Annotated in this window: 18 protein-coding genes and 1 pseudogene; 11 read left to right on the forward strand and 8 right to left on the reverse strand. The window is 50.1% G+C overall.

The features are described 5' to 3' along the window. Window positions 1–6: 6 nt before the first annotated feature. Genes LCH85_24035 through LCH85_24055 form a run of 5 tightly spaced genes read left to right on the forward strand, consistent with a single transcriptional unit; the run spans window position 7 to window position 4,983 of the window. The gene (locus LCH85_24035; protein ID MCA0355076.1) at window positions 7–1,260 is read left to right on the forward strand and encodes a response regulator; all 1,254 of its coding nucleotides are present in this window, start codon (window positions 7–9) and stop codon (window positions 1,258–1,260) included. 18 nt (window positions 1,261–1,278) lie between these two features. Beyond that, a complete protein-coding gene (locus LCH85_24040) occupies window positions 1,279–2,682 on the forward strand; it encodes a CpaF family protein (GenBank protein ID MCA0355077.1) in 1,404 nt (467 codons plus the stop codon). A 31-nt stretch (window positions 2,683–2,713) separates the two neighbouring features. Beyond that, window positions 2,714–3,703, forward strand: a complete 990-nt coding sequence (locus LCH85_24045; GenBank protein MCA0355078.1) for a type II secretion system F family protein — start codon at window positions 2,714–2,716, stop codon at window positions 3,701–3,703. 12 nt (window positions 3,704–3,715) lie between these two features. Next, on the forward strand, window positions 3,716–4,621 hold the full coding sequence (locus LCH85_24050; GenBank protein ID MCA0355079.1) for a type II secretion system F family protein: 906 nt from the start codon (window positions 3,716–3,718) through the stop codon (window positions 4,619–4,621). Continuing rightward, the gene (locus LCH85_24055) at window positions 4,621–4,983 is read left to right on the forward strand and encodes a DUF192 domain-containing protein (GenBank protein ID MCA0355080.1); all 363 of its coding nucleotides are present in this window, start codon (window positions 4,621–4,623) and stop codon (window positions 4,981–4,983) included. Before LCH85_24050 ends, LCH85_24055 begins: the two co-directional genes overlap by 1 nt. 35 nt (window positions 4,984–5,018) lie before the next feature. Here LCH85_24055 and LCH85_24060 read toward each other — a convergent pair whose 3' ends face one another. The 6 genes and pseudogenes from LCH85_24060 to ffh all read right to left on the reverse strand — a co-directional run bounded on the left by LCH85_24060 (window position 5,019) and on the right by ffh (window position 10,642). Next, on the reverse strand, window positions 5,019–6,527 hold the full coding sequence (locus LCH85_24060; GenBank protein ID MCA0355081.1) for a Ppx/GppA family phosphatase: 1,509 nt from the start codon (window positions 6,525–6,527) through the stop codon (window positions 5,019–5,021). A gap of 47 nt (window positions 6,528–6,574) precedes the next feature. After that, window positions 6,575–7,687: a L,D-transpeptidase family protein gene (locus tag LCH85_24065; protein MCA0355082.1), complete on the reverse strand. Its 1,113-nt coding sequence runs from the start codon at window positions 7,685–7,687 to the stop codon at window positions 6,575–6,577. A gap of 105 nt (window positions 7,688–7,792) precedes the next feature. Further along, window positions 7,793–8,317 (reverse strand): ribosome maturation factor RimM, encoded by a 525-nt coding sequence (gene rimM, locus LCH85_24070; protein MCA0355083.1) that lies wholly within the window; start codon window positions 8,315–8,317, stop codon window positions 7,793–7,795. Beyond that, window positions 8,314–8,541, reverse strand: a complete 228-nt coding sequence (locus LCH85_24075; GenBank protein MCA0355084.1) for a KH domain-containing protein — start codon at window positions 8,539–8,541, stop codon at window positions 8,314–8,316. The genes rimM and LCH85_24075 overlap by 4 nt, the downstream gene beginning before the upstream one ends. A gap of 370 nt (window positions 8,542–8,911) precedes the next feature. Beyond that, a pseudogene (rpsP, locus tag LCH85_24080) lies at window positions 8,912–9,178 on the reverse strand (30S ribosomal protein S16). Window positions 9,179–9,292: 114 nt separating this feature from the next. Then, a complete protein-coding gene (gene ffh / locus LCH85_24085; GenBank protein MCA0355085.1) occupies window positions 9,293–10,642 on the reverse strand; it encodes a signal recognition particle protein in 1,350 nt (449 codons plus the stop codon). Window positions 10,643–10,865: 223 nt separating this feature from the next. Between ffh and LCH85_24090 the strand changes: the two genes are divergently transcribed. Together LCH85_24090 and LCH85_24095 are read left to right on the forward strand one after the other, a co-directional pair. Next, window positions 10,866–11,285 (forward strand): DoxX family protein, encoded by a 420-nt coding sequence (locus LCH85_24090; GenBank protein ID MCA0355086.1) that lies wholly within the window; start codon window positions 10,866–10,868, stop codon window positions 11,283–11,285. Window positions 11,286–11,363: 78 nt separating this feature from the next. Continuing rightward, window positions 11,364–11,942, forward strand: coding sequence for a metal-binding protein (locus tag LCH85_24095; protein ID MCA0355087.1), 579 nt, complete (start codon window positions 11,364–11,366; stop codon window positions 11,940–11,942). Window position 11,943: 1 nt separating this feature from the next. Here LCH85_24095 and LCH85_24100 read toward each other — a convergent pair whose 3' ends face one another. Both LCH85_24100 and LCH85_24105 read right to left on the reverse strand, forming a co-directional pair. Next, entirely contained in the window at window positions 11,944–12,831 is an 888-nt protein-coding gene (locus LCH85_24100; GenBank protein ID MCA0355088.1) for a hypothetical protein, read from the reverse strand. After that, window positions 12,821–13,645 (reverse strand): hypothetical protein, encoded by an 825-nt coding sequence (locus LCH85_24105; GenBank protein ID MCA0355089.1) that lies wholly within the window; start codon window positions 13,643–13,645, stop codon window positions 12,821–12,823. Before LCH85_24105 ends, LCH85_24100 begins: the two co-directional genes overlap by 11 nt. A 191-nt stretch (window positions 13,646–13,836) precedes the next feature. Between LCH85_24105 and gyrA the strand changes: the two genes are divergently transcribed. The 4 genes from gyrA to LCH85_24125 all read left to right on the forward strand — a co-directional run bounded on the left by gyrA (window position 13,837) and on the right by LCH85_24125 (window position 19,742). Continuing rightward, the gene (gene gyrA / locus LCH85_24110; protein ID MCA0355090.1) at window positions 13,837–16,320 is read left to right on the forward strand and encodes a DNA gyrase subunit A; all 2,484 of its coding nucleotides are present in this window, start codon (window positions 13,837–13,839) and stop codon (window positions 16,318–16,320) included. Window positions 16,321–16,668: 348 nt separating this feature from the next. Then, on the forward strand, window positions 16,669–17,046 hold the full coding sequence (locus tag LCH85_24115) for a hypothetical protein (protein MCA0355091.1): 378 nt from the start codon (window positions 16,669–16,671) through the stop codon (window positions 17,044–17,046). 155 nt (window positions 17,047–17,201) lie between these two features. Further along, window positions 17,202–18,788, forward strand: coding sequence for a histidine ammonia-lyase (hutH, locus tag LCH85_24120; GenBank protein MCA0355092.1), 1,587 nt, complete (start codon window positions 17,202–17,204; stop codon window positions 18,786–18,788). A gap of 306 nt (window positions 18,789–19,094) precedes the next feature. After that, complete coding sequence (locus tag LCH85_24125) at window positions 19,095–19,742, forward strand: SH3 domain-containing protein (GenBank protein MCA0355093.1); 648 nt, start codon at window positions 19,095–19,097, stop codon at window positions 19,740–19,742. Window positions 19,743–19,822: the final 80 nt, after the last annotated feature.

The following is a 19,822-nucleotide window of genomic DNA, read 5'->3' on the forward strand; positions in this document are numbered from 1 at the left end:
AATTGCATGGCTGAGTCCGATAAAATTCGCGTACTAATTGTTGACGATATTGCAGATACTCGTGATAACCTCGAGAAACTCTTGTTTTTTGAGAAGGATATGCAAGTTGTCGGCAAAGCAGCAACGGGGCGCGAGGCCGTGACGCAGGCCAAGCAAATTCAACCCGATGTTGTGTTGATGGACATTAACATGCCCGATATGGATGGCATTGCAGCAACTGAGGCGATCATGGCGCAGGTGCCGAATACGCAAGTCATTATGATGAGCGTCCAAGGCGAAACCGATTACCTGCGCCGTGCAATGTTGGCTGGTGCTCGTCAGTTTCTCACCAAGCCCGTTGGTGGCGATGAACTCGCCAGCAGCATCCGCGAAGTCTATCGTTTGCAGCAAACCCAACGACGCTTTGTGGTAGCAGCTCAACAGGTTGAAGAAACTGATCAATCAACTGGCCAAATTATTGCTGTCTATAGCCCCAAAGGCGGTACTGGCAAGAGTGCAATTGCCTCGAATTTAGCAGTTGCCTTAAAATTATTGCCTGGTAATCGTAAAGTTTGTTTGGTCGATGCTAGCTTGTTGTTTGGCGATATCGCGGTGATGTTCAACATCAATAGCTCCAAAACGATCAATGATCTCACCTCGCGAATTGATGATCTTGATAAGGAATTATTGAATGATGTGATGACCACCCACGCCTCACAAATCAAGGTGTTGCTGGCCCCAGCCAACCCGCAAATGGGTGAACTGGTGACGGCTGATCATGTGCGAACAGTGCTTGATGCTCTGCGGCGTGAGTATGATTATGTGGTAGTTGATACCCAATCATCGTTCCAAGATCAAACCATGGCCGTGCTTGATGCCGCCCATCGGATTGTCTTGCTGATGACGATGGAACTCTCATCGATTAAGAATATTCGCCAGTTTCTGGAAGTGGCCGAGTTGCTTGGCTACAACGATGAAAAACTGGTGTTGGTCTTGAACAAAGCTGATGCTAAATTTGGCATTCGGGTCGATCAAGTCGAGGCCAATATTCAACATAAGGTTGCGGCCCAAATTGGCAATGCCCCATTTGAAATGGTCAATGCGATTAATCGTGGCGTACCTTTGATTATCGATCAGCCGCGCCATCAAATCTCAATCGATGTGGCCAACTTGGCCTATCTGATTTCAGGAACTACCCGCACCAGCCGCGAAGGCGCACGCCCACAGCAACCCAAAAAAGAAGAACCGAAGGGTCTCTTCGCTCGATTGACCAAACGTTAGACGCATGGAGGGTGGCTTATGTCGCTCCTAAAGCGTATTGCAGGAAATACGTCCCCATCCTCGGCTTCCGAATCAACAGCAGCAGCACAACCAAGTGCTGCTGCCACACGCCCTGATGGAGCTATTCCGCGCTCTGCTGCAGTTTCTTCCCAAGATCGCCTACTTGATGTGCGACATCGTGTCCAGCGTCGTTTGACCGAAGAAGTTCGCGATGTCAATAGCACCAATGAAACCAAAATCCGCCAAACGGTCGAAGATCTTTTGAGCGCCGTGCTCGACAGCGAAAATATCGTGTTAAGTCGGGTCGAACGCCAACAATTAGTCGAATCGTTGATGTCGGATATCGTTGGGCTTGGGCCGCTTGATTCGCTCCTCAAAGACGATAGCATTTCGGAAATCATGGTCAATGGGCCAAACAAGATCTACATTGAACAACGAGGCAAGCTGACGCTTTCAGGCACGACCTTCATCGACGATGAACACGCGATGCGGGTGTTGTATCGGATTGTGGCTCCACTTGGCCGACGGGTCGATGAAAGTTCGCCCATGGTCGATGCCCGTCTCAAAGATGGCTCGCGGGTGAACGCCGTTATTCGGCCTATTTCCTTGATTGGCCCAGTTATCACAATTCGTAAATTCTCCAAGAAGCCACTTGGCCCCGAAGATTTGGTTCGATTTGGCGCAATTAGCCGCGAAATGATGGATTTTCTTTCAGCAAGTGTTCGCGCTCGGATCAATGTGGTGGTGTCTGGTGGTACTGGTTCCGGCAAAACGACCTTGTTGAACGTACTTTCATCATTTATCCCTGAAGATGAGCGTTTGATTACGGTTGAAAACGCTGCCGAACTGCAACTTCAGCAGGATCACGTGATTTCGCTCGAATCGCGGACTGCCAATATCGAAGGCAAGGGCGAAATTTCAATCAACGATTTGATTATCAACTGTCTGCGGATGCGGCCTGAGCGAATCATCGTTGGTGAATGTCGTGGTGGCGAAACGTTGGCTATGTTGCAAGCAATGAATACTGGTCACGAAGGTTCGATGACCACACTCCACGCCAATACACCGCGTGACGCAATTGCGCGGATCGAAACTATGTGTTTGATGTCAGGGATGGATTTGCCGCTCAAGGCTATTCGTGAACAAGTCGCCTCGGCCATCGAATTGATTGTGCAACAAGCACGGCTCAAAGATGGTTCACGGCGGGTTATGGCCATTTCAGAAGTCACTGGGATGGAAGGCGATCTTGTGGTTCTCCAGGATATTTTTGTCTTTGAACAAACAGGCCTCGATGAACGTGGTAAGATTGTGGGGTCACTCCGCCCAACTGGGGTTCGACCACGCTTCCTTGATCGTTTTGAAGCCTTGAATATTTACCTGCCACCGAACGTCTTTGGCAATAGTTCAGAGCGCTTTTACTAACGGCTTTACTCGCTAGAAAGGAACTAGTGCCATGGAAAATTTACCACCATGGACAATTCCCTTGATCATTGCCTTAGCGCTCTTTGGCGCTGGAGCAGTGATCTTTCGCAAATTGAGGGAAACTAAGTCCAATTCGGTTGATGGCCGCCTCGCGACCTTTGCCGAACGTAGCCGCAACCAAACCGAAAGTGCCGAACGTGGCATGAGTGCTTTGGCCAGTCGGGTTGATTCAATGGTCAACCGCGGCCAAAAAGGCTCAGATTTGGCCCGCGATCTTGCCCAAGCTGACCTTAAACTTACCGTAACCGAATTTATTATGATGAAATTTGGTTCGGTGATTTTGTTTGCCTTGTTTGGGGTGTTCCTTGGCCGAGCCAACTTCTTGGCCGTTGTGGCCTGTGGGGTGGTTGGGGCAATTATCGGCTTTATCGTGCCCGATAAAGTTGTGAGCTTTAAGCAAGGTTCACGCTTGAAGGCATTTAATAACCAATTAGGCGATACGGTTGGTTTGTTGGCTAACTCGCTACGCTCTGGCTATAGTTTATTACAATCGATGGATTTGGTATCACGCGAAGCACCACCACCGATTTCAGTCGAGTTTCGGCGCGTGGTTCAAGAGGTTGGTTTGGGGCTTTCGCTTGAAGATGGCATGAATAATCTGTTGCGGCGCGTACCAAGCGATGACCTCGATTTGATGGTTTCGGCGATTAATATTCAGGCTGAAGTTGGTGGTAACTTGGCCGAGATTCTTGATACGATTGCCCATACCATTCGGGAACGGGTACGGATCAAAGGTCAAATTCGGGTGCTTACCTCACAAGCTCGCTATTCGGGTTATGTGGTTACGCTCCTGCCAATTGCGATTGCGATAATTATTACTATGCTCAACCCTGAGTATATGGCTCCGCTGATGAGCTTTGGGCTGCCCCCAGAGAATTGGTGCTGTATGCCAGTCTGTAGCGCAATGATGATGATTGCGGGCTTCTTCGCAATCAAGAGCATTGTTAATATTGAAGTCTAAAGGGAGCTTGCTATGCCCTTACTGATAGGATTAGTTATCCTGGTTATTGTCTTTGGAATTGGGTTTATGGTGCTTAACCAGCGCCGTCAAACTGATACGGTCTCTAATCGGCTGGCCCAATTTACCGAACGCTCCATGAACCTTGAGGATCTGGAGTTGCAGTTACCGTTTATGCAACGGGTTGTCACGCCAATTCTCAACAATGTGTTTGTGAAGCTTGGTCAATCAGCTAAAGGTAACGATAAACTGCGCACCAATTTAATGCTTGCTGGTAATCCTGGTAATTTAACCCCTACCATGTTTACTGGGATGCGGATTTTTATCGCGCTTGCCCTATTTGGTGTGATCTTCTTGGTCTGTATGTTGGCCAAGGTTGAAACCGCTAGCATGCTGCAATGGTCGGGGATCGGCGGGGCATTAGGTTTCTTATTGCCAGCTATGTGGCTTGGTCGCCAAATTAAGAAGCGCCAAAAAGTGATTCTTAAAGCCTTGCCCGATGCGCTCGATTTGCTCTCGATCAGTGTTACCGCAGGTTTGGGCTTTGATGCTGCCTTACAACGGGTGGCTGAAAAGTGGGATAACGAGTTGTGCCGTGAGTTCCGACGGGCACTCTCCGATATTCGCTTGGGTACGCAACGCCACGAGGCTTTTCGTGCCATGACCGTGCGAACTGGGGTTGAAGACTTAACCTCGTTTGTTTCGGCTGTGATTCAGGCCGACCAACTTGGGGTGAGTATGGGTAAAATGCTCAAAATTCAATCCGACCAATTGCGTTTGCGCCGCCGCCAACGTGCTGAAGAAGAAGCCCAAAAAGCACCAATCAAGATGCTTTTCCCATTGGTGTTCTTGATCTTCCCTTCGATGTTTGTGGTTATCTTGGGGCCAGCCGTGCCACGCTTGCTTGGTGGCGGTCTCTAGTGTCGCAACACGCTATTCGTAATCTAACGCGCAATAGCAACTTGGTTGAATATGCTGAGTTTGCTAATAGCTTTTTGAGTCGTGGCATGGGCCTGATGGGGCGTAAGCATTTGCCTGCCAATACGGGCTTAATTCTTTATCCCAATAATAATATTCATATGTTCTTTATGCGCTTTGCGATCGATGTGATCTTTGTTGATCGGCAGCATCAGGTAGTGGGGCTGCGCGAGAACTTTAAGCCCTGGCGGCCATTTGCTGGCGCAGCCAAAGCCCGTTACACCCTCGAATTGCCAGTTGGGGTTATTCAACAATCCCAAACCCAACTCGGCGATCAATTAGCAGTTGTTCCTGCTATTTTCTAAAGCGTAGCCCTAGCAAAACCCCAATCTTGCTAGGGCTATTCAATCACCATTTCAACCCCATAGACTTTGCGAAATAGGTTGGTCTTGCGATTGGCATCCCAAATTTCAATCGAAGCGTCGCCAACCGCCTGTACCTTCACCCGCACCTGATTTTTCTCAATTTTGCACACGACACTTTGCACAACTTGGCTCTTGGAGCGTTCTAGATATTCAGCGATACGCAACAAGGCACTTAATTTGCCTACCCGCTCAAGATCGCCTTCAGCCAAAACTCCACCTAAGCCGGCATCGGTCACGCCGCCTTTGCGATGATGGCGAGTGAGCAAGGCGACCATGGCCATTTCACGGTGGGTATAGCCATTCAGCATTGAGTTGAGAATCAAATATAAGCCATGTTTATGATGATCGTAGAAATTGACTGCTACCCCAATGTCATGCACCACCGTCGCAGCTTCGAGTAATTCGCGTTCCCACGCCCCATAGCCATGCAAACTTTGCAGTTGATCAAACAAGGCGAGGCTTAATTCGCGCACTTTGGCAACATGCACCACGTTGTAGCCATAGATTCGTGCCAAATTCTCGACCGAAAACTGGCGGACATCGCCGAGCAAGGGCGGTTGTGAGCCACGCAGAAATTGCTCGTAGAAGATGCCATCACGCAAACCATGGCCGCAAATCCACAAACTATCAGCTCCACAACGTTGCATCAATGCTCGAATTAACAGTACGCCAGCCGTAATGACATCAGCGCGATCATTGTTAAGGCCATCAAGCTGCTCGCGCTCATTGCGATTGAGTTTGCTGAGGCGAGTAGCCCATTCATCGACCCGTTGCAACGACATCGTGTAGCCATGCACAATATCAAGTGGATAGCGCTGGGCACGTTGTTCGAGTTTGGCCAGGTTGCGCACCGTGCCACCAACCCCAATTAACGGCAATTTGCTGCCTTGCGGTCGAAACCAGTCTAGTTCGGCTAACGCTTCATCTAAATGACGATCGAGGGCTTTGAGTTCGGCTTTGCTGGGGGTTTCGCTGCGCAAAATTTGCTCGGTGAGCCGCACAGTGCCAAGTGGCAATGATGTTGTATGCGCCAAGCCACGGCCTCGAACTAAGGCTAATTCGACGCTGCCACCGCCAATATCAAACATAAAACCATTGCTAACCCCAAGCGTATTAATCACCCCAAGGTAGCTGTAGTAGGCTTCTTCATCGCCGCTGAGCACGCGTAAATCGAGGCCAGTTTCTTCTTTGACTTGGGCCAAAAAGCTGGCTTGATTGGCGGCATCGCGCACGGCGCTGGTGGCCACAGCCACAACTTCGTTGACCCCTAAGGCACGGCAAAAATTGCTAAACATGCGCAAGGTTTCAATTGCCATGGCCATCGGCTCAGCTTGCAACTGATTATCAGCGCCGACATTATGCGCCAAACGCACATTTTCTTTAACTTCTTCGACTAGTTTGAAGGAGTGATAGGGCTGGTATTGCACCACAATCATGCGGGCGGTGTTTGAGCCAAGGTCAATAATTCCAACGTGTTGGGTCATAGCATTCTCCTCAACAACGTGTAGCAGGCCGCCCGCCAGGATAAATTTTAGTAATAGACTTGGACGGTTGTGCCGACACCAGCCCAATTGTAGAGCCATGCGGCAGCATCAAGTGGTAAGTTGACGCAGCCATGGCTAATCCGCGTGCCACTACCAAATAAGTTGTGCCAGTAGGTTCCATGCAGCGCAACACTGCCATTGAAATACATGGCATGGGGTACATTTGGCACAACCCAGGTCTCGCCACCAAGTGAGCCACGCATGGTTTGCAAGGGCACTTTGGCATAAATTTCATAGCTGCCAGTTGGGGTATTGAAGCCATCTTTTCCAGTAGCAACCGGCGCATCAAACACGACTGTGCCATTTTCGTAGGCATACAGCCATTGCTTGCTAATATCAACTTCGATGCGTTTGCCTACATTGGGATTGGCTGGTTTGGGCGTGGCAGTTGGCACAGGTTGGCTGGTTGGTTGGGCAGGTGCGGCGGTTGGCGGTACTTGGGTTGGCTCGGCAACTGGTTGCGGGGCAGCAGTTTGCACCGGAGCCGGGGCAACTGGATCAAATTCAAATAAATAGGGCTGCTCGTAGCTCATGCCTTCAACTAAGCCACGGGCGGCAGCAACCTCTTGTCCCAGCGGCGCTAGCTCAATCTCTTCAGCTGTGCCCGCCAACAAAGGATGCTCGATCATCAAGGCGCGTTCGAAATATTGCACTTTGAAACGACCAGTTGGCCGTGCTTCGAATTGAGCTGAGCTAATTGGCAAACCAAAAATTGCTACACCACCATTGGTTTCCCAAAATGTGCGGAAACTGCCAGTTAGATCGTAGTTAGCGCCTTCGGGGCGTAAACTTGCGGCGGCTAAACGTGGTTGTGGGCCAAAATCGCGCCATTCGGTGCGTTCGCGGCCAACCAAGCCCAAGCCAACGCTATCAGTTTGCGGATCATACTCGAAGCGAGCGTTTTCAAAATATTGCACAACGAGTGTATCTTGCTCTAGGGGATCGGTAATTGGTTGACCAAAAATCAACTCGCCGCCATTAGTTTGCCAAAACGAAGCAAACCCATAGGTATCGGTGAGCGCAGGGGTCACTGCTTGGGAGGTGCGAAAAGCCCAAAAACATAAACCAAGAACCAGAGTCAACCAGATGATCCGCCGCATAGCTGTATTCTCCGACTGATACCTGAGGTTAGAAGCAAGGTGCGGCTTCATCGTAGCAGTGCAATGAGCCGCTGTCAATTCAGATTGGTGGGAAAGCTGAGGTGTTTACTCAGGCACAATATCGGCTAGCGAGGTTACGGTGATCGTGCCGCCAGCAATATCAATTGAGCGAACGACCGTGCGCACCATCGGCACTAAAATATCGGCTTGGCCTAATTTGCGAACGACTAATACATCATTTGCGCCAGTTTCAATAATTTCAACTGCTCGCCCAATGTCTTCGCCAGCCTCAGTTTGCACTTGTAAGCCAACCAAATCGTGCAAGAAATATTCATCATTGGCCAAGGGCGCTGCATCGCTGCGATGAATATAGGCTTCAAGGCCTTGCATCGCTTCGGCAGCATCGCGGGTATCAACTTCGTTCAGCCGCAACAAATACAGGCTGCCTTTGTGTTGGTGCAGGCGGCCAATCGTGTAAGGCTTGGAAAGATCGCCCACAAACAATTGTTTAAGTTTTTGAATATGTTCAGGGTGCGATGAGATCATTGAAATCTTCAACTCGCCGCGCACGCCAAACGCCGCTGAAATGCGGCCAACTAACAAGAAATCATCTGGATTTGGAGCTGTCACGAATTAACCTCTAGGTGGACCCGTTTGTTTTGGCGAGCGCCAACGATGCCCAATACATCGCGAATGGCTTTGACCACACGCCCATTGCGCCCGATGACCTTCCCAGCTTCGCTTTGGGGAATGCGCAGATCGAGGGTAATGCTGTGGTGACCAGTGCGTTTGCTAATTTTAATTTCGTCGGTGTCGATCAGGCCTTCGACGATATACTTCAATAAATCTTCCATAGCTGCATCCTTGGGCAATCGGCGGGTGCGAGGCAAGTGGCCTCACACCCGCTTCGCGAGCTTACTCGGCGCTTTTTTGACCAGGAGCGCGGAAGCCAGCGGCTTCGGCACTTTCCACGGTGTCGAACCACAATTCAGCCACAGTTGAATTGTAGTAGCGGCTACCAGGAACGTGGTACAACATTGAGTTTTGGTTGCCTTTGATGGCGTAGCCTTCGGGGGCGCTACCATCGGCCAATGGGCGCACGCTACCAGCAAATTCGCCAGCTTCGGCTTCGGCCTTGACTGGAGCTGCAACGGCTACTGGAGCAACTGCTGCTTTGCTGACAGCTTTCTTGGCCTTCTTGACTGGAGCTTCAACCTTGGCTGGAGCTTCGCCAATCAATTTGCCTTCAGCATCAACCACGCCCAAGTTTTTCAACAAGCGCACTACGGTATCTGATGGTTGTGCACCAACGCTCAGCCAATAGCGAGCGCGATCTTCCTTGATAAACACAACTTTTGGTTGTGCTTGAGGATTGTAGTGGCCAATCGTTTCGATAAACTTGCCATCGCGTGGTGCATGTGAATCTGCAATAACAACACGATAAGCGGGCTTGTGCTTCATGCCCATCCGGCGCAGACGAATACGAACCATTCGAGTGTTTCCTCCAAAAGTGGCGAGTGGCTATAGGCTCAAGGCTATAGGCTATCCACTAAGCAATAATTAATTAGGTGCTATAGCCTACGCACTGTAGCCTATAGCCTCGGTTTATTTGAACATGCGCATCAGGTCGCGCGGGTTTTGGCCGCCCTTGCTGAAGCGCTTCATCATCCGTTGCATTTCGCGGAACTGCTTAACCAATGCATTGACATCTTCGATGCGTGTGCCACTACCGACTGAGATCCGGCGCTTGCGGCTGGGATCTTTGAGTAAGTCGGGGTTACGGCGCTCTTTGATCGTCATCGATTGAATAATTGCTTCGATCCGTTTCATTTCGCGATCATCAAGGGCATCATCAAGCTCTTTCATTTGGCGAATTTGCTTGCCTAGCCCAGGAATCATGCCCAAGATTTGTTGTAATGGGCCAAGTTTACGCATTGAGTTCATTGCGCCTAGGAAATCTTCAAAGTCGAAGGTGCCTTTGCGCATCTTCTTTTGCATTTTCTTGGCTTCATCTTTATCGTAAACTTGCTCGGCTCGCTCGATCAAGGTCATCACATCGCCCATGCCCAAAATCCGTTGGGCTAGACGATCGGGGTGGAATGGTTCGATGGCATCGGTTTTTTCGCCCGTTCCAAGGAACTTAATTGGCACTCCAGTGACTTCGCGCATCGAGAGCGCCGCCCCACCACGGGCATCGCCGTCGATTTTGGTCATAATCAAGCCAGTTAATGGCACTTTGCTATGGAAAGCCTCGGCCACTTTGACTGATTCTTGACCGATCATGGCATCGACGACCAACATAATTTCGGTTGGGCCAATGCGTTCGACGACTTGTTGTAATTCGGTCATCAAGCGTTCGTCGATTTGCAAGCGTCCGGCAGTATCGACGATCACAAAGTTGTTGCCATTGATTCGCGCTTGCCGCAAAGCGTGCTCAGCGATATCAGGCGGAGCAACCTCAGTGCCTTCGCTATAAACCGGAATATTTAATTGCTTGCCGAGCGTTTCCAACTGCTTGATCGCGGCGGGTCGGTAGATGTCGGCGGCAACCAACAATGGCGTTTTGCCTTTTTTGCGCATATATAGCGCCAACTTGGCAGCCATGGTTGTTTTACCAGCACCTTGTAACCCGACCAACATCACAATCGTCGGTTGCTCGCGGTTTTTCGATTCGTTGATCGGCACATTGGCATCACCAAGCAAGTGCACCAACTCGTCATGAACGATTTTGATCACTTGTTGACCAGGAGTCAAACTCTTGGTGACTTCTTCGCCAATCGCTTGTTCGCGCACCCGCGCCACAAAATCTTTGACGACTTTGAAGTTAACGTCTGCTTCCAACAAGGCCAAACGCACTTCGCGCAAGCCCGCATCAACATCAGATTCAGTTAGGCGGCCTTTGCTGCCCAACCGGTTGAAAACATCGGTTAAGCGGTCGGATAGATTCTCAAACATCATACACCTCACCGCAACAGAAAAAACTGGCAGAAACTTGGCACGCCCTAGCGTGGAGAGTTTCCTGTCAGCATTTTGTCGCATTGTAGTTGATTACACACGGCCTGTCAAACTGCCTTCTTTGGGGGTATTTTTCAACTCGCTGGCTCTAGTGTAGCACACAAAAAGCCTATTAGCGTGTATCATAGCGGCGTTTACTACGATTTGTCGCAAGGAGTTCGCGATGAAAAGCGCACAACTGAGTGCTATCGGCTGGACGCTATTACGAGTCGTTGTCGGCATGGTCTTCGTGATCCATGGATGGTCGAAAGTTACAATGATTGGCGGGGTGGCTGCCACCTTTGGCAATGAGTATCAGTTACCAATTCCGGCGGTCTTGGCGTGGTTGGTCGCGACTGTCGAATTTTTGGGTGGTTTGGCATTAACTGTGGGAGTTTATAGCCGTTGGGCCGCGCTTTTACTGGGCTGCGTAATGTTGGGCGCAATCAAAGTTCATTGGGGCAGCTTCTTTTATTATGCCAATGGCATGGAATACGATCTGGTTTTGCTGACCGTTTGTATGGTCATTTGTTTGAACGGTGGTGGCCCTTACTCGGTTGATGAGCAGATCTTAAATAAACCACCAGCCAAAAAACCAGCCTAAACCCTTGCATTCCAACCAGCAATCAAAGATAATAGCACATCTGAACTAGCGGTTGGCACATTGTAGGAGCGTTGAACAATGCCTGATGGTAAAACTCATGATATGTTGACGGTCTTTACGGGCATTGTGGGCATTCCGATTATTTGGCGGATTGTGCCAAATAGCGATTTATTGGGTGCGTTTGTTTGGGCCGGAAGCCATATTGTTTCGGGTATGGCCTTCTCGCCCGATTTGGATTTGGCTTCCGAACCCTATAATCGTTGGGGGCCGTTGCGCTTTATTTGGTGGCCGTATCGTGAGCTTGTGCCGCATCGGGCTGGGATTTCGCATAGCCTTGTATTTGGCCCATTATTTCGGCTTGGCTACTTTTTGGTGATGGTCTGGCTCTCGTTTTATTTGGGTATGACCTTAATCAATAGCTTCACGCCGGTTGATACTGCCACGATTAGCGCCGCCTTTATTGCCGATCTCAAGGCCTTATGGTATAGCGATCGCCAACTCATCGTTTATGCATTAGTGGGTTTTGTCACTGGCGGAGCCGTGCATTCAATTGCCGATTGGCTGATTGAAGGCCGCGAGCCATATCATAAATCGCTGTTGATGCCTTGGCGCAAACGTCGCCGCAAGCGCCGCCGTGACGACGATTGGGGCTGGTAATTTAGCCCAACCATGTGCCAACTTGGCCATCACCACGACTGCCCAGCAAGAGTTCGGGTGGAACCGGACGCTGCTGCCAAAAGCGATTCCAATTGGCAATCGCATTCATTTTATATGCCCCAATGCCTGCAAATATAATTATGGCTGGAATGATAATAAATTGACTCCAGACAATCGAAATATAGCCTAATCCAAAGGCAAAGGCATACGAAAGCCCTTGAATTGAAGCAATTGGCAATTCGCCAATCATAACCGCCATAATCACAATAAATGAGAGAATAAAGCCCAATCCGCCCATCAGAATTGTGGCAAAACGCCCAAGGGTATAGCTAGCTCGAAACCATGCATCAAGCATCGAAATTTGTTTGCCCGGCTTCGGTGGAGTTGGCAAGAGGCCAATTTTGCTACGCTCGATCGAAAAGAGCGTATTCGTGCCGCGTGGTACAACTGGAACCCAAGCCATGGTTGGCGGCGAGTCGGTCAAGGCTAGCAACAACGGCGAACCCATAATATTCAGCCCAACATTATTAACAGGTTGGGTAAAATTGTGAGGCAACACAGGCCAACCGACAAATGGCACCGCCAATAGTAATTGTTCGGGTACTTCAACGGTTTGAAAATCTTTTTCGCGGATTGCTTTGAGTGCGCCACTGACTGGGCGACGTAATTGCGGCTGTCCTGTTGGCCCCCAGGCGATCATCCATGGGCCTAAGGTGCGATAGCCATGAACTTTCAGCCATTGCTCCGCTGCCGCCATAACTGGCCCAACGTAGCCAGTTGGCAAGGGCGCAATTAATTCTTGGTGGGCTGGCAATACATGCAACTGCAAGGCCATCGCCTCGGGCAATTGTTGGGCTATTAACTGTTCGATAGGAAAATCATTGCTCACGCTGTTTCTCCGACTCTAGCTCAATGATCAAAAGAGGTGGTGTTGGGGTCGTTGCCCAAAAACGGTTCCATGCCTGAATTGCACTGCCACGTTGTCGCCAAATCACCACTCCCAATAGCATACTGCCAATCATACCAAACCAGCGCAGGGCTGTGAAGATCTCAAAGCTCTTGAACAGCAGAATTTGAGGTTCGGCTCCCAGCCACCATTGAAGCATCGCCCACGGCATGCTGAGCAAGAGAATAATGATCATCGCAGCCAGTTGTAAACGCAAAAATGGCGGCCAGGTATGCTGCCATTGATCACGCCAGGTTAATCGTTGCCCAAGCTCTGGCACTGGGCGTTGCCAGCCAAGTTTGCGCACCCACCACGTATGGCGTGGCCACAAAGCCCGTGCTCCCAACGGCAAAACTGGAATATAGGCTTGCACGCGTGGCTCAACCCCAACCAATGGCAAAACTGGAATCAACGGCGCGGCTAGTGGCTCTAGCCCTTGCTCATACAGTTGATCGTAAATTCCTGCCAGGTTGTAGCGCTGTTGAGCATCAATTGCTAAACTGACTTCAGCCACCAACCGAGCTTCGATTTGATGCACCCGATATTCTGGCCCTAACTTGGGATCAAACACATGGGCGATTGGCTGATAGAGCACGCGCTGAGCATAGGAGTCCCATGTTTGCAAGGCTGGACCAAGCGCCGTGTAGCCTTGTAAACGCAACGCCTGGCGCATTTGGTCGGCTTGTTCAAGCACATGTTGTAGCTCAACCCGCCGCAAAACGCTATCGTGTTGTTCCAATAAAAACAATCGCAGCATAACGCTCAATTTCTTGGCCTAAAAGATGAATAGTTTGCTAGCTGTAGTATAGCAACGATAGGCCGACTGCTGATCAATTTACTTAAATTCAGCATATTTGTGCTAAAAATATTCGACATTATGGCTATTTCGCGGTATAATAGAGGAAGCTTAACTTTAGGGATTTAGCGCTTACGCAAGGGATAAAATTCATGGAAATAGGGATTGTCAAGCCTGTTGCGATTGTTGACGAGATGCGTACCGCCTATCTCGATTATGCAATGAGTGTGATTGTATCGCGGGCCTTACCTGATGCTCGCGATGGTCTCAAACCTGTGCAGCGGCGGATTTTATATGCAATGTTCCGCGAAGGGCTATTGCACAACGTGCGCTATTCCAAATGCGCTGGTGTTGTCGGCGAAGTGCTCAAGAAGTATCACCCTCACGGCGATGCTTCGGTTTATGATGCCCTCGTTCGCCTCGCCCAACCATGGAATATGCGCTATCCGCTCGTCGATGGCCAAGGGAATTTTGGCAGTGTTGACGGCGACGCAGCGGCGGCCTATCGATACACTGAAGCGCGGCTCAAAGAAATTGCCGAGGAATTGTTGCGCGATATCGACCGCGATACGGTGAATTTCGGCCCCAACTTCGATGGCGGCTATCAAGAGCCATTGGTGTTGCCAGCCCGTTTGCCCAACTTGCTGCTCAACGGCTCAGCCGGGATTGCGGTTGGTATGGCCACCAACATTCCGCCGCATAACCTTGGTGAGCTGTGCGATGGCATCGGCTACTTGGTTGATAATCCTGATGCGACCGTTGAAGATTTGATCAAGTTTATCCCTGGCCCCGACTTCCCAACGGGCGGCTCGATTCTGGGTACTGAAGGGATTATTAGCGCGTATTCGAGTGGCCGTGGCCGGATTTTGATTCGCGCTAAAGCCCACATCGAAGAAGCTGCTCGTGGTGCGTTCCATATCGTCGTGACCGAATTGCCCTATCAAGTTAACAAAGCCCGTTTGATCGAACGGATTGCCGAGTTAGTCAAAGATAAACGGATCGAAGGGATTCGCGATGTGCGCGATGAATCTGACCGTTCGGGGATTCGCATGGTGATTATTTTGAAGCAAGATGCTCAGCCCAAGAAAGTGCTGAATCATCTGTTCAAATACACCAGTATGCAAACCACCTTTGGCGCAAATATGTTGGCCTTGGTTGAAGATGGCAAGCAACCACGCACGCTTTCGCTCAAAAAAGCCTTGCAAGAATATATCGAGCATCGCCAAATTGTCATTCGGCGGCGTACCGAGCATGATCTGGCCAAAGCCAAAGCCCGGGCGCATATTCTCGAAGGCTTGAAAATTGCCCTCGATCAGCTTGATGAAGTGATTGCCACGATTCGCGCTAGCCGCACCGCTGAAACTGCTCGCAGCAACTTGATGAAAAACTTCAAGCTCAGCGAATTGCAATCACAAGCGATTTTGGAAATGCAATTGCGGCGCTTGGCCGGCCTCGAACGCAAAAAAATCGAGGATGAATATAAAGAAGTCTTGGGGACAATTGCCGACCTTGAAGATATTTTGTCCAAGCCTGAACGGGTTTTCAAAATTATCAAGGACGATGTGGCTGAACTCAAAGAAAAATATGGTGATGTTCGGCGCTCACGGATTATTGCCGATGCCACTGGCGATATCAGCACCGAAGATCTGATTCCCGACATGAATGTGTTGGTGACGGTGACTGATCGTGGCTACATCAAGAAATTGCCTGGCGATACCTATCGCGTGCAAAATCGCGGTGGGCGTGGGATTAAGGGCATGACCACCAAAGAAGATGATGTGGTGGCACATCTCTTGATGTGTAACACCCTGAACGATCTTTTGTTCTTTACCAACCGTGGCAAAGTCTATCAACTCAAAGTTCATGAAGTTCCCGATGCGAGCCGTACCGCCAAAGGTCTGCCGCTGGTCAACCTGATCTCGCTCGAACCAGGCGAATTGGTCACATCATTGATCGCCGTGCCCGATTTCGACGATGGCGAATATTTGGTGATGACCACGGTCAAAGGCCGAATCAAGCGTACCAAGTTGAGCGAATATAGCTCAGTGCGCTCGAATGGCTTGATCGCGATTGGGCTTGATACTGGCGACGAACTGCGCTGGGTCAAAACCAGCAATGGCGACGAAGATATTTTGATGACCACCCAACATGGCCAAACCATCCGCTTCAGTCAAGCCGAAGTGCGTCCGATGGGTCGGCCAGCTAGTGGTGTAATTGGCATCAAAATGTCAGCCAAAGATCAAGTGGTCGGCATGGATTTGGTGCGGCCAGATTCACAACTGCTCGTGATTACCTCCCACGGCATGGGTAAGCGCACCGACCTCGAAGACTATCCAGTCAAGGGTCGGGCAACCCAAGGCGTGATTACCATGCGGCTCAAGCCAGGCGATGAAATTGCCGCTGCATTGGTGTTGACTGATAGCGACATTGTGACCACAATTACCCGCAATGGGGTCGTGATGCGTACTCGTGCCGACAAGATTTCTAAGTATGGGCGAACAACTCAAGGCGTAACCGTCATCAATCTTGATAAGAAAGATTTGGTCGCAGCAGTTTCGGCTGAACCCCCAGTCGATGACAAGAGCGACGATTCGGATGCCAATGATAGCCCCGGCACGGTAACCCTGACAGCTTAAGCTTTTTAAGCAAATTAATGCTAAAAACCCGTTGCATACCCGATATGCAACGGGTTTTTAGCGGTTAAACTAAGTTTACCTATATACCTATATCCGCTCTTTTTTAGGCAAAATTAATCTAGCTATTCATGGAAACTGTGATATAATCGGGGAGACATAACATAACAACAGCAATTTTCTACCTCAAAATCCCATCCAACTACCACTACCACCGTCCGCTGTCGGCTGATCTATTGACCCAGAAAGCGAAGGAACGGAAGATACACCAACAGGCCGTGGTGCCTGTAAACCGCCAAGATAGCGGGGTCTCTTTTCCGCGCAGTCAAAGAGGATTGCAAGGAGGCGAGCATGATCTCTTCAAGCGTGTATATGTTGCTTGAGCAAGCGATCGATACTCCCGAAAAACTGCATTGTGTCATGCTATTTGCACAACGAACAGTTAATCAAGGCACTGCTACTCACATCGCTCGCCAGCTAGGGCGCGATATATGGAGTATTGAGCGAGCACTCAAAGAACTCAGTGAGGCAGGCATTCTTTCCATCGCCGGTGAAGGCAAATCGTCGTGTTACGATTATCAACCGCGTTCGTATGTGGTTAATGCGTTGGAATTGTTAGTTCAAACCTACAACGACCCCATTTTGCGCAGTGAAATCTGCGATTATGTGCGCGAGTTAGCTAGCTACGCGCCGTATCGCGCCCACTTCCACACCGTTTTGGCAATCTAAAACCTGCGCCTACTCAGAATCTCCCGAGAGGAGAGAGTGGCGCAAGGGCTGCAATCGTTCTAGCCCAACCATAATTAAATCCATCGCAAGCCCCACCATTTGCTGGCGGCTGGTATACTAGCGCCGAAAGCGAATTAAGCTAGCGAGGTAGCATTGTGGAATGTTTAGTGCTCAATGGCGAGCAGTTAACAGTTGATGGTTTGGTGGCTGCCGCTCGTAATCCGGCAATTAAGGTCGAATTAGCACCCGAAGCAATTGAACGAATGCACTATTCTCGCGCTGCCGTCGAGCGGTTTGTGGCCGAGGGTCGCGTGGTCTATGGCATTACCACGGGCTTTGGCCATTTTCAAAATCGCACAATCGATCGCGACCATGTGCGCGAGTTGCAACGCAATATTATTATGAGCCACGCAACTGGTACAGGCACGCCGCTGCGCCGCGACCAAGTACGCGCTATGTTAATCGTGCGAGTCAATACCTTGGCTAAAGGCTTTTCGGGAATTCGCCCGCTGGTTGCGCAAGCCTTGCTTGATCTGCTCAACGCCGATATTTTGCCAATTATTCCTTGTCAAGGCTCACTTGGAGCCAGCGGCGATTTGGCACCTTTGGCCCATGCCTGCTTGATTTTGCTTGGCTTGGGTGAGGCGGTTGCTCCAGGTCAATCGCCAATCCATGGCCAACGGATGAGCGGAGCCGAAGTCTTAGCCTACTTGCAGCAAGAACCTTTGGTTTTAGAGGCTAAAGAAGGCTTAGCATTAACCAATGGCACGGCGTTGTTGAGTGGCTTAGCTGCCTTGGCAATCTACGATGCCGAGCAACTTTGCCGTAGTGCCGAAACTATTGCCGCCTTGTCGATGGAAGCTTTGGCGGCTTTGCCAGCAGCCTTCGATCAACGGTTGCATGCAATTCGTCCGCATCCACGTCAAATGGATAGTGCGCGGAGCATTCGTCAATTGTTGCAAGGTAGTAGCTTTGTTTACCCCAGCCAAGCCGCTGATCCAGCGATGTATGGGCCACATAAAGTCCAAGATGCCTACTCGTTGCGCTGTGTGCCGCAAGTCCATGGGGCAATTCGCGATGCTGCTTGTTATGGGCGTTGGGCTACCGAGATTGAACTCAACAGCGCCACCGATAACCCCTTGATTGTACCTGTTGATCCTGAGCAACCCCATGGCGAGTATGAGGCAATTTCGGGTGGTAATTTTCATGGCGAGCCATTGGCTTTAGCGATGGATTTTCTGAAAGTGGCGTTGAGCGAATTGGGCAATATTAGCGAACGCCGCACCGCCCGTTTGGTTGACGCAGGCCTAAATGGCAATTTATTAGCCCCGTTTTTAACTGAGCAAGGTGGCCTGCACTCAGGTATGATGCTAATTCAATATACTGCGGTGGCCTTGGCGAGCGAAAATAAGGTGCTTGTGCATCCCGCCGCTGCTGATACGATTCCTACCTCGGGCAATCAAGAAGATCATGTCAGTATGGGGCCAACTGCCGCCCGTCAGGCAGCCGAGATGCTCGATAATGTGGTGGGTATTTTGGCCTGCGAAGCCTTATGCGCCGCCCAAGCGATCGATTTACGTTGGCGCAAACACGAGCATTTGCAACTTGGTCAAGGCACTGCGCCCGCCCACCAAGCAATTCGCCAAGTTGTGCCATTTTTGGCTGAAGATACCGTGATGTACCCGCATATCGAAGGCCTGAAACAGGTGATTCAATCAGGCAAATTGGCCTTAGCCGAATGATTTGATAGGTAAGTTTAACCACGAAGATGAACTGGCTATCAGCTATCAGGTTTTGGCTATCTGAAGATCTTTTGAAACAGCAAAAGATCCCATCGCCTTCAGCCAATAGACCATAGCCTAATCACTTCGTGGTTCAATTTTAAGATTTCTGCCTTCTGCCGTTTGATTTTTGACCTTAACCTCATCCCTCATCCTTCATAATTCATCCTTCGCACTACGCGCTTCTTGCCCAAACCACAAAATTCATTGATAATACGGACTAGTAACGCGACCTAGAGTAGTTGCAGCGATGAAAGGATGACGGCGATGAGCCAAAACCGCTTTCGTCCCTATGACCGTCCAGATGACGAAACCAGCCCAACCGCCCCTACCCGTCGGATCGACCAAGCCGAGTTACGCAAAGATGATCAGTCGTGGCAAGGTATGGTCAACAATGATTGGCGCTCGGATCGCCGCCGCGTCAATACCAGCCGTACTAGTCCAATCGATACCTTTAATACCCAAGGGGTTGCCTCTTGGCTCAGTAAAGGTGGCTATCGCTATGTTGTAATTGCCACAGTTGTGGTGATTGTACTGATCATTTTCATCTTGTATTCCAATCGCCCTGGTCAAACTGATGATCCCAATGGCAATAATACAGGATTGAATCTACCCAACCAACCAACTGCTGAAATTATCGTTGGGCCATCCCCCACTCCAGAGGGCTTGATTCCCACCGATAATACCCAAATCCCCAGCGAAGGCCCAATTTTTGCGGTAACTGGTACTGGCAGCGATGGCTTGTTCTTGCGTGATCAGCCAGGCGGCAATATCGTTAAAACCATGCCCGAAGGAACCCAGCTAACCAAACTGAGCGAGCAAGATATCAATGGAATTCTGTGGTATCAGGTTCGCGAGGTCGAGACGCAGATTGAGGGGTGGTGTTCAGCTCAATTTTTGGTGCCAGCTCAATAAATTTGGTGCTAAAAACACGAACGGCACGAGGCAATTGATTCTTGCAACTCGTGCCGTTCTACTGGTCTGGCGGGTCGTTA

This window comes from Chloroflexota bacterium (genome assembly GCA_020161265.1).
GTDB lineage: Bacteria > Chloroflexota > Chloroflexia > Chloroflexales > Herpetosiphonaceae > Herpetosiphon.

What these genes read in the sequence shown, in the direction of transcription:
- LCH85_24060 (MCA0355081.1), bottom strand. Translation starts at nt 6,527, where the DNA reads ATGACCCAACACGTTGGAATTATTGACCTTGGCTCAAACACCGCCCGC.
- LCH85_24105 (MCA0355089.1), bottom strand. Translation starts at nt 13,645, where the DNA reads ATGCTGCGATTGTTTTTATTGGAACAACACGATAGCGTTTTGCGGCGG.
- LCH85_24050 (MCA0355079.1), top strand. Translation starts at nt 3,716, where the DNA reads ATGCCCTTACTGATAGGATTAGTTATCCTGGTTATTGTCTTTGGAATT.
- LCH85_24115 (MCA0355091.1), top strand. Translation starts at nt 16,669, where the DNA reads ATGATCTCTTCAAGCGTGTATATGTTGCTTGAGCAAGCGATCGATACT.
- LCH85_24095 (MCA0355087.1), top strand. Translation starts at nt 11,364, where the DNA reads ATGCCTGATGGTAAAACTCATGATATGTTGACGGTCTTTACGGGCATT.
- LCH85_24040 (MCA0355077.1), top strand. Translation starts at nt 1,279, where the DNA reads ATGTCGCTCCTAAAGCGTATTGCAGGAAATACGTCCCCATCCTCGGCT.
- LCH85_24125 (MCA0355093.1), top strand. Translation starts at nt 19,095, where the DNA reads ATGAGCCAAAACCGCTTTCGTCCCTATGACCGTCCAGATGACGAAACC.
- LCH85_24035 (MCA0355076.1), top strand. Translation starts at nt 7, where the DNA reads ATGGCTGAGTCCGATAAAATTCGCGTACTAATTGTTGACGATATTGCA.
- ffh (MCA0355085.1), bottom strand. Translation starts at nt 10,642, where the DNA reads ATGTTTGAGAATCTATCCGACCGCTTAACCGATGTTTTCAACCGGTTG.
- gyrA (MCA0355090.1), top strand. Translation starts at nt 13,837, where the DNA reads ATGGAAATAGGGATTGTCAAGCCTGTTGCGATTGTTGACGAGATGCGT.
- LCH85_24090 (MCA0355086.1), top strand. Translation starts at nt 10,866, where the DNA reads ATGAAAAGCGCACAACTGAGTGCTATCGGCTGGACGCTATTACGAGTC.
- LCH85_24045 (MCA0355078.1), top strand. Translation starts at nt 2,714, where the DNA reads ATGGAAAATTTACCACCATGGACAATTCCCTTGATCATTGCCTTAGCG.
- LCH85_24065 (MCA0355082.1), bottom strand. Translation starts at nt 7,687, where the DNA reads ATGCGGCGGATCATCTGGTTGACTCTGGTTCTTGGTTTATGTTTTTGG.
- LCH85_24075 (MCA0355084.1), bottom strand. Translation starts at nt 8,541, where the DNA reads ATGGAAGATTTATTGAAGTATATCGTCGAAGGCCTGATCGACACCGAC.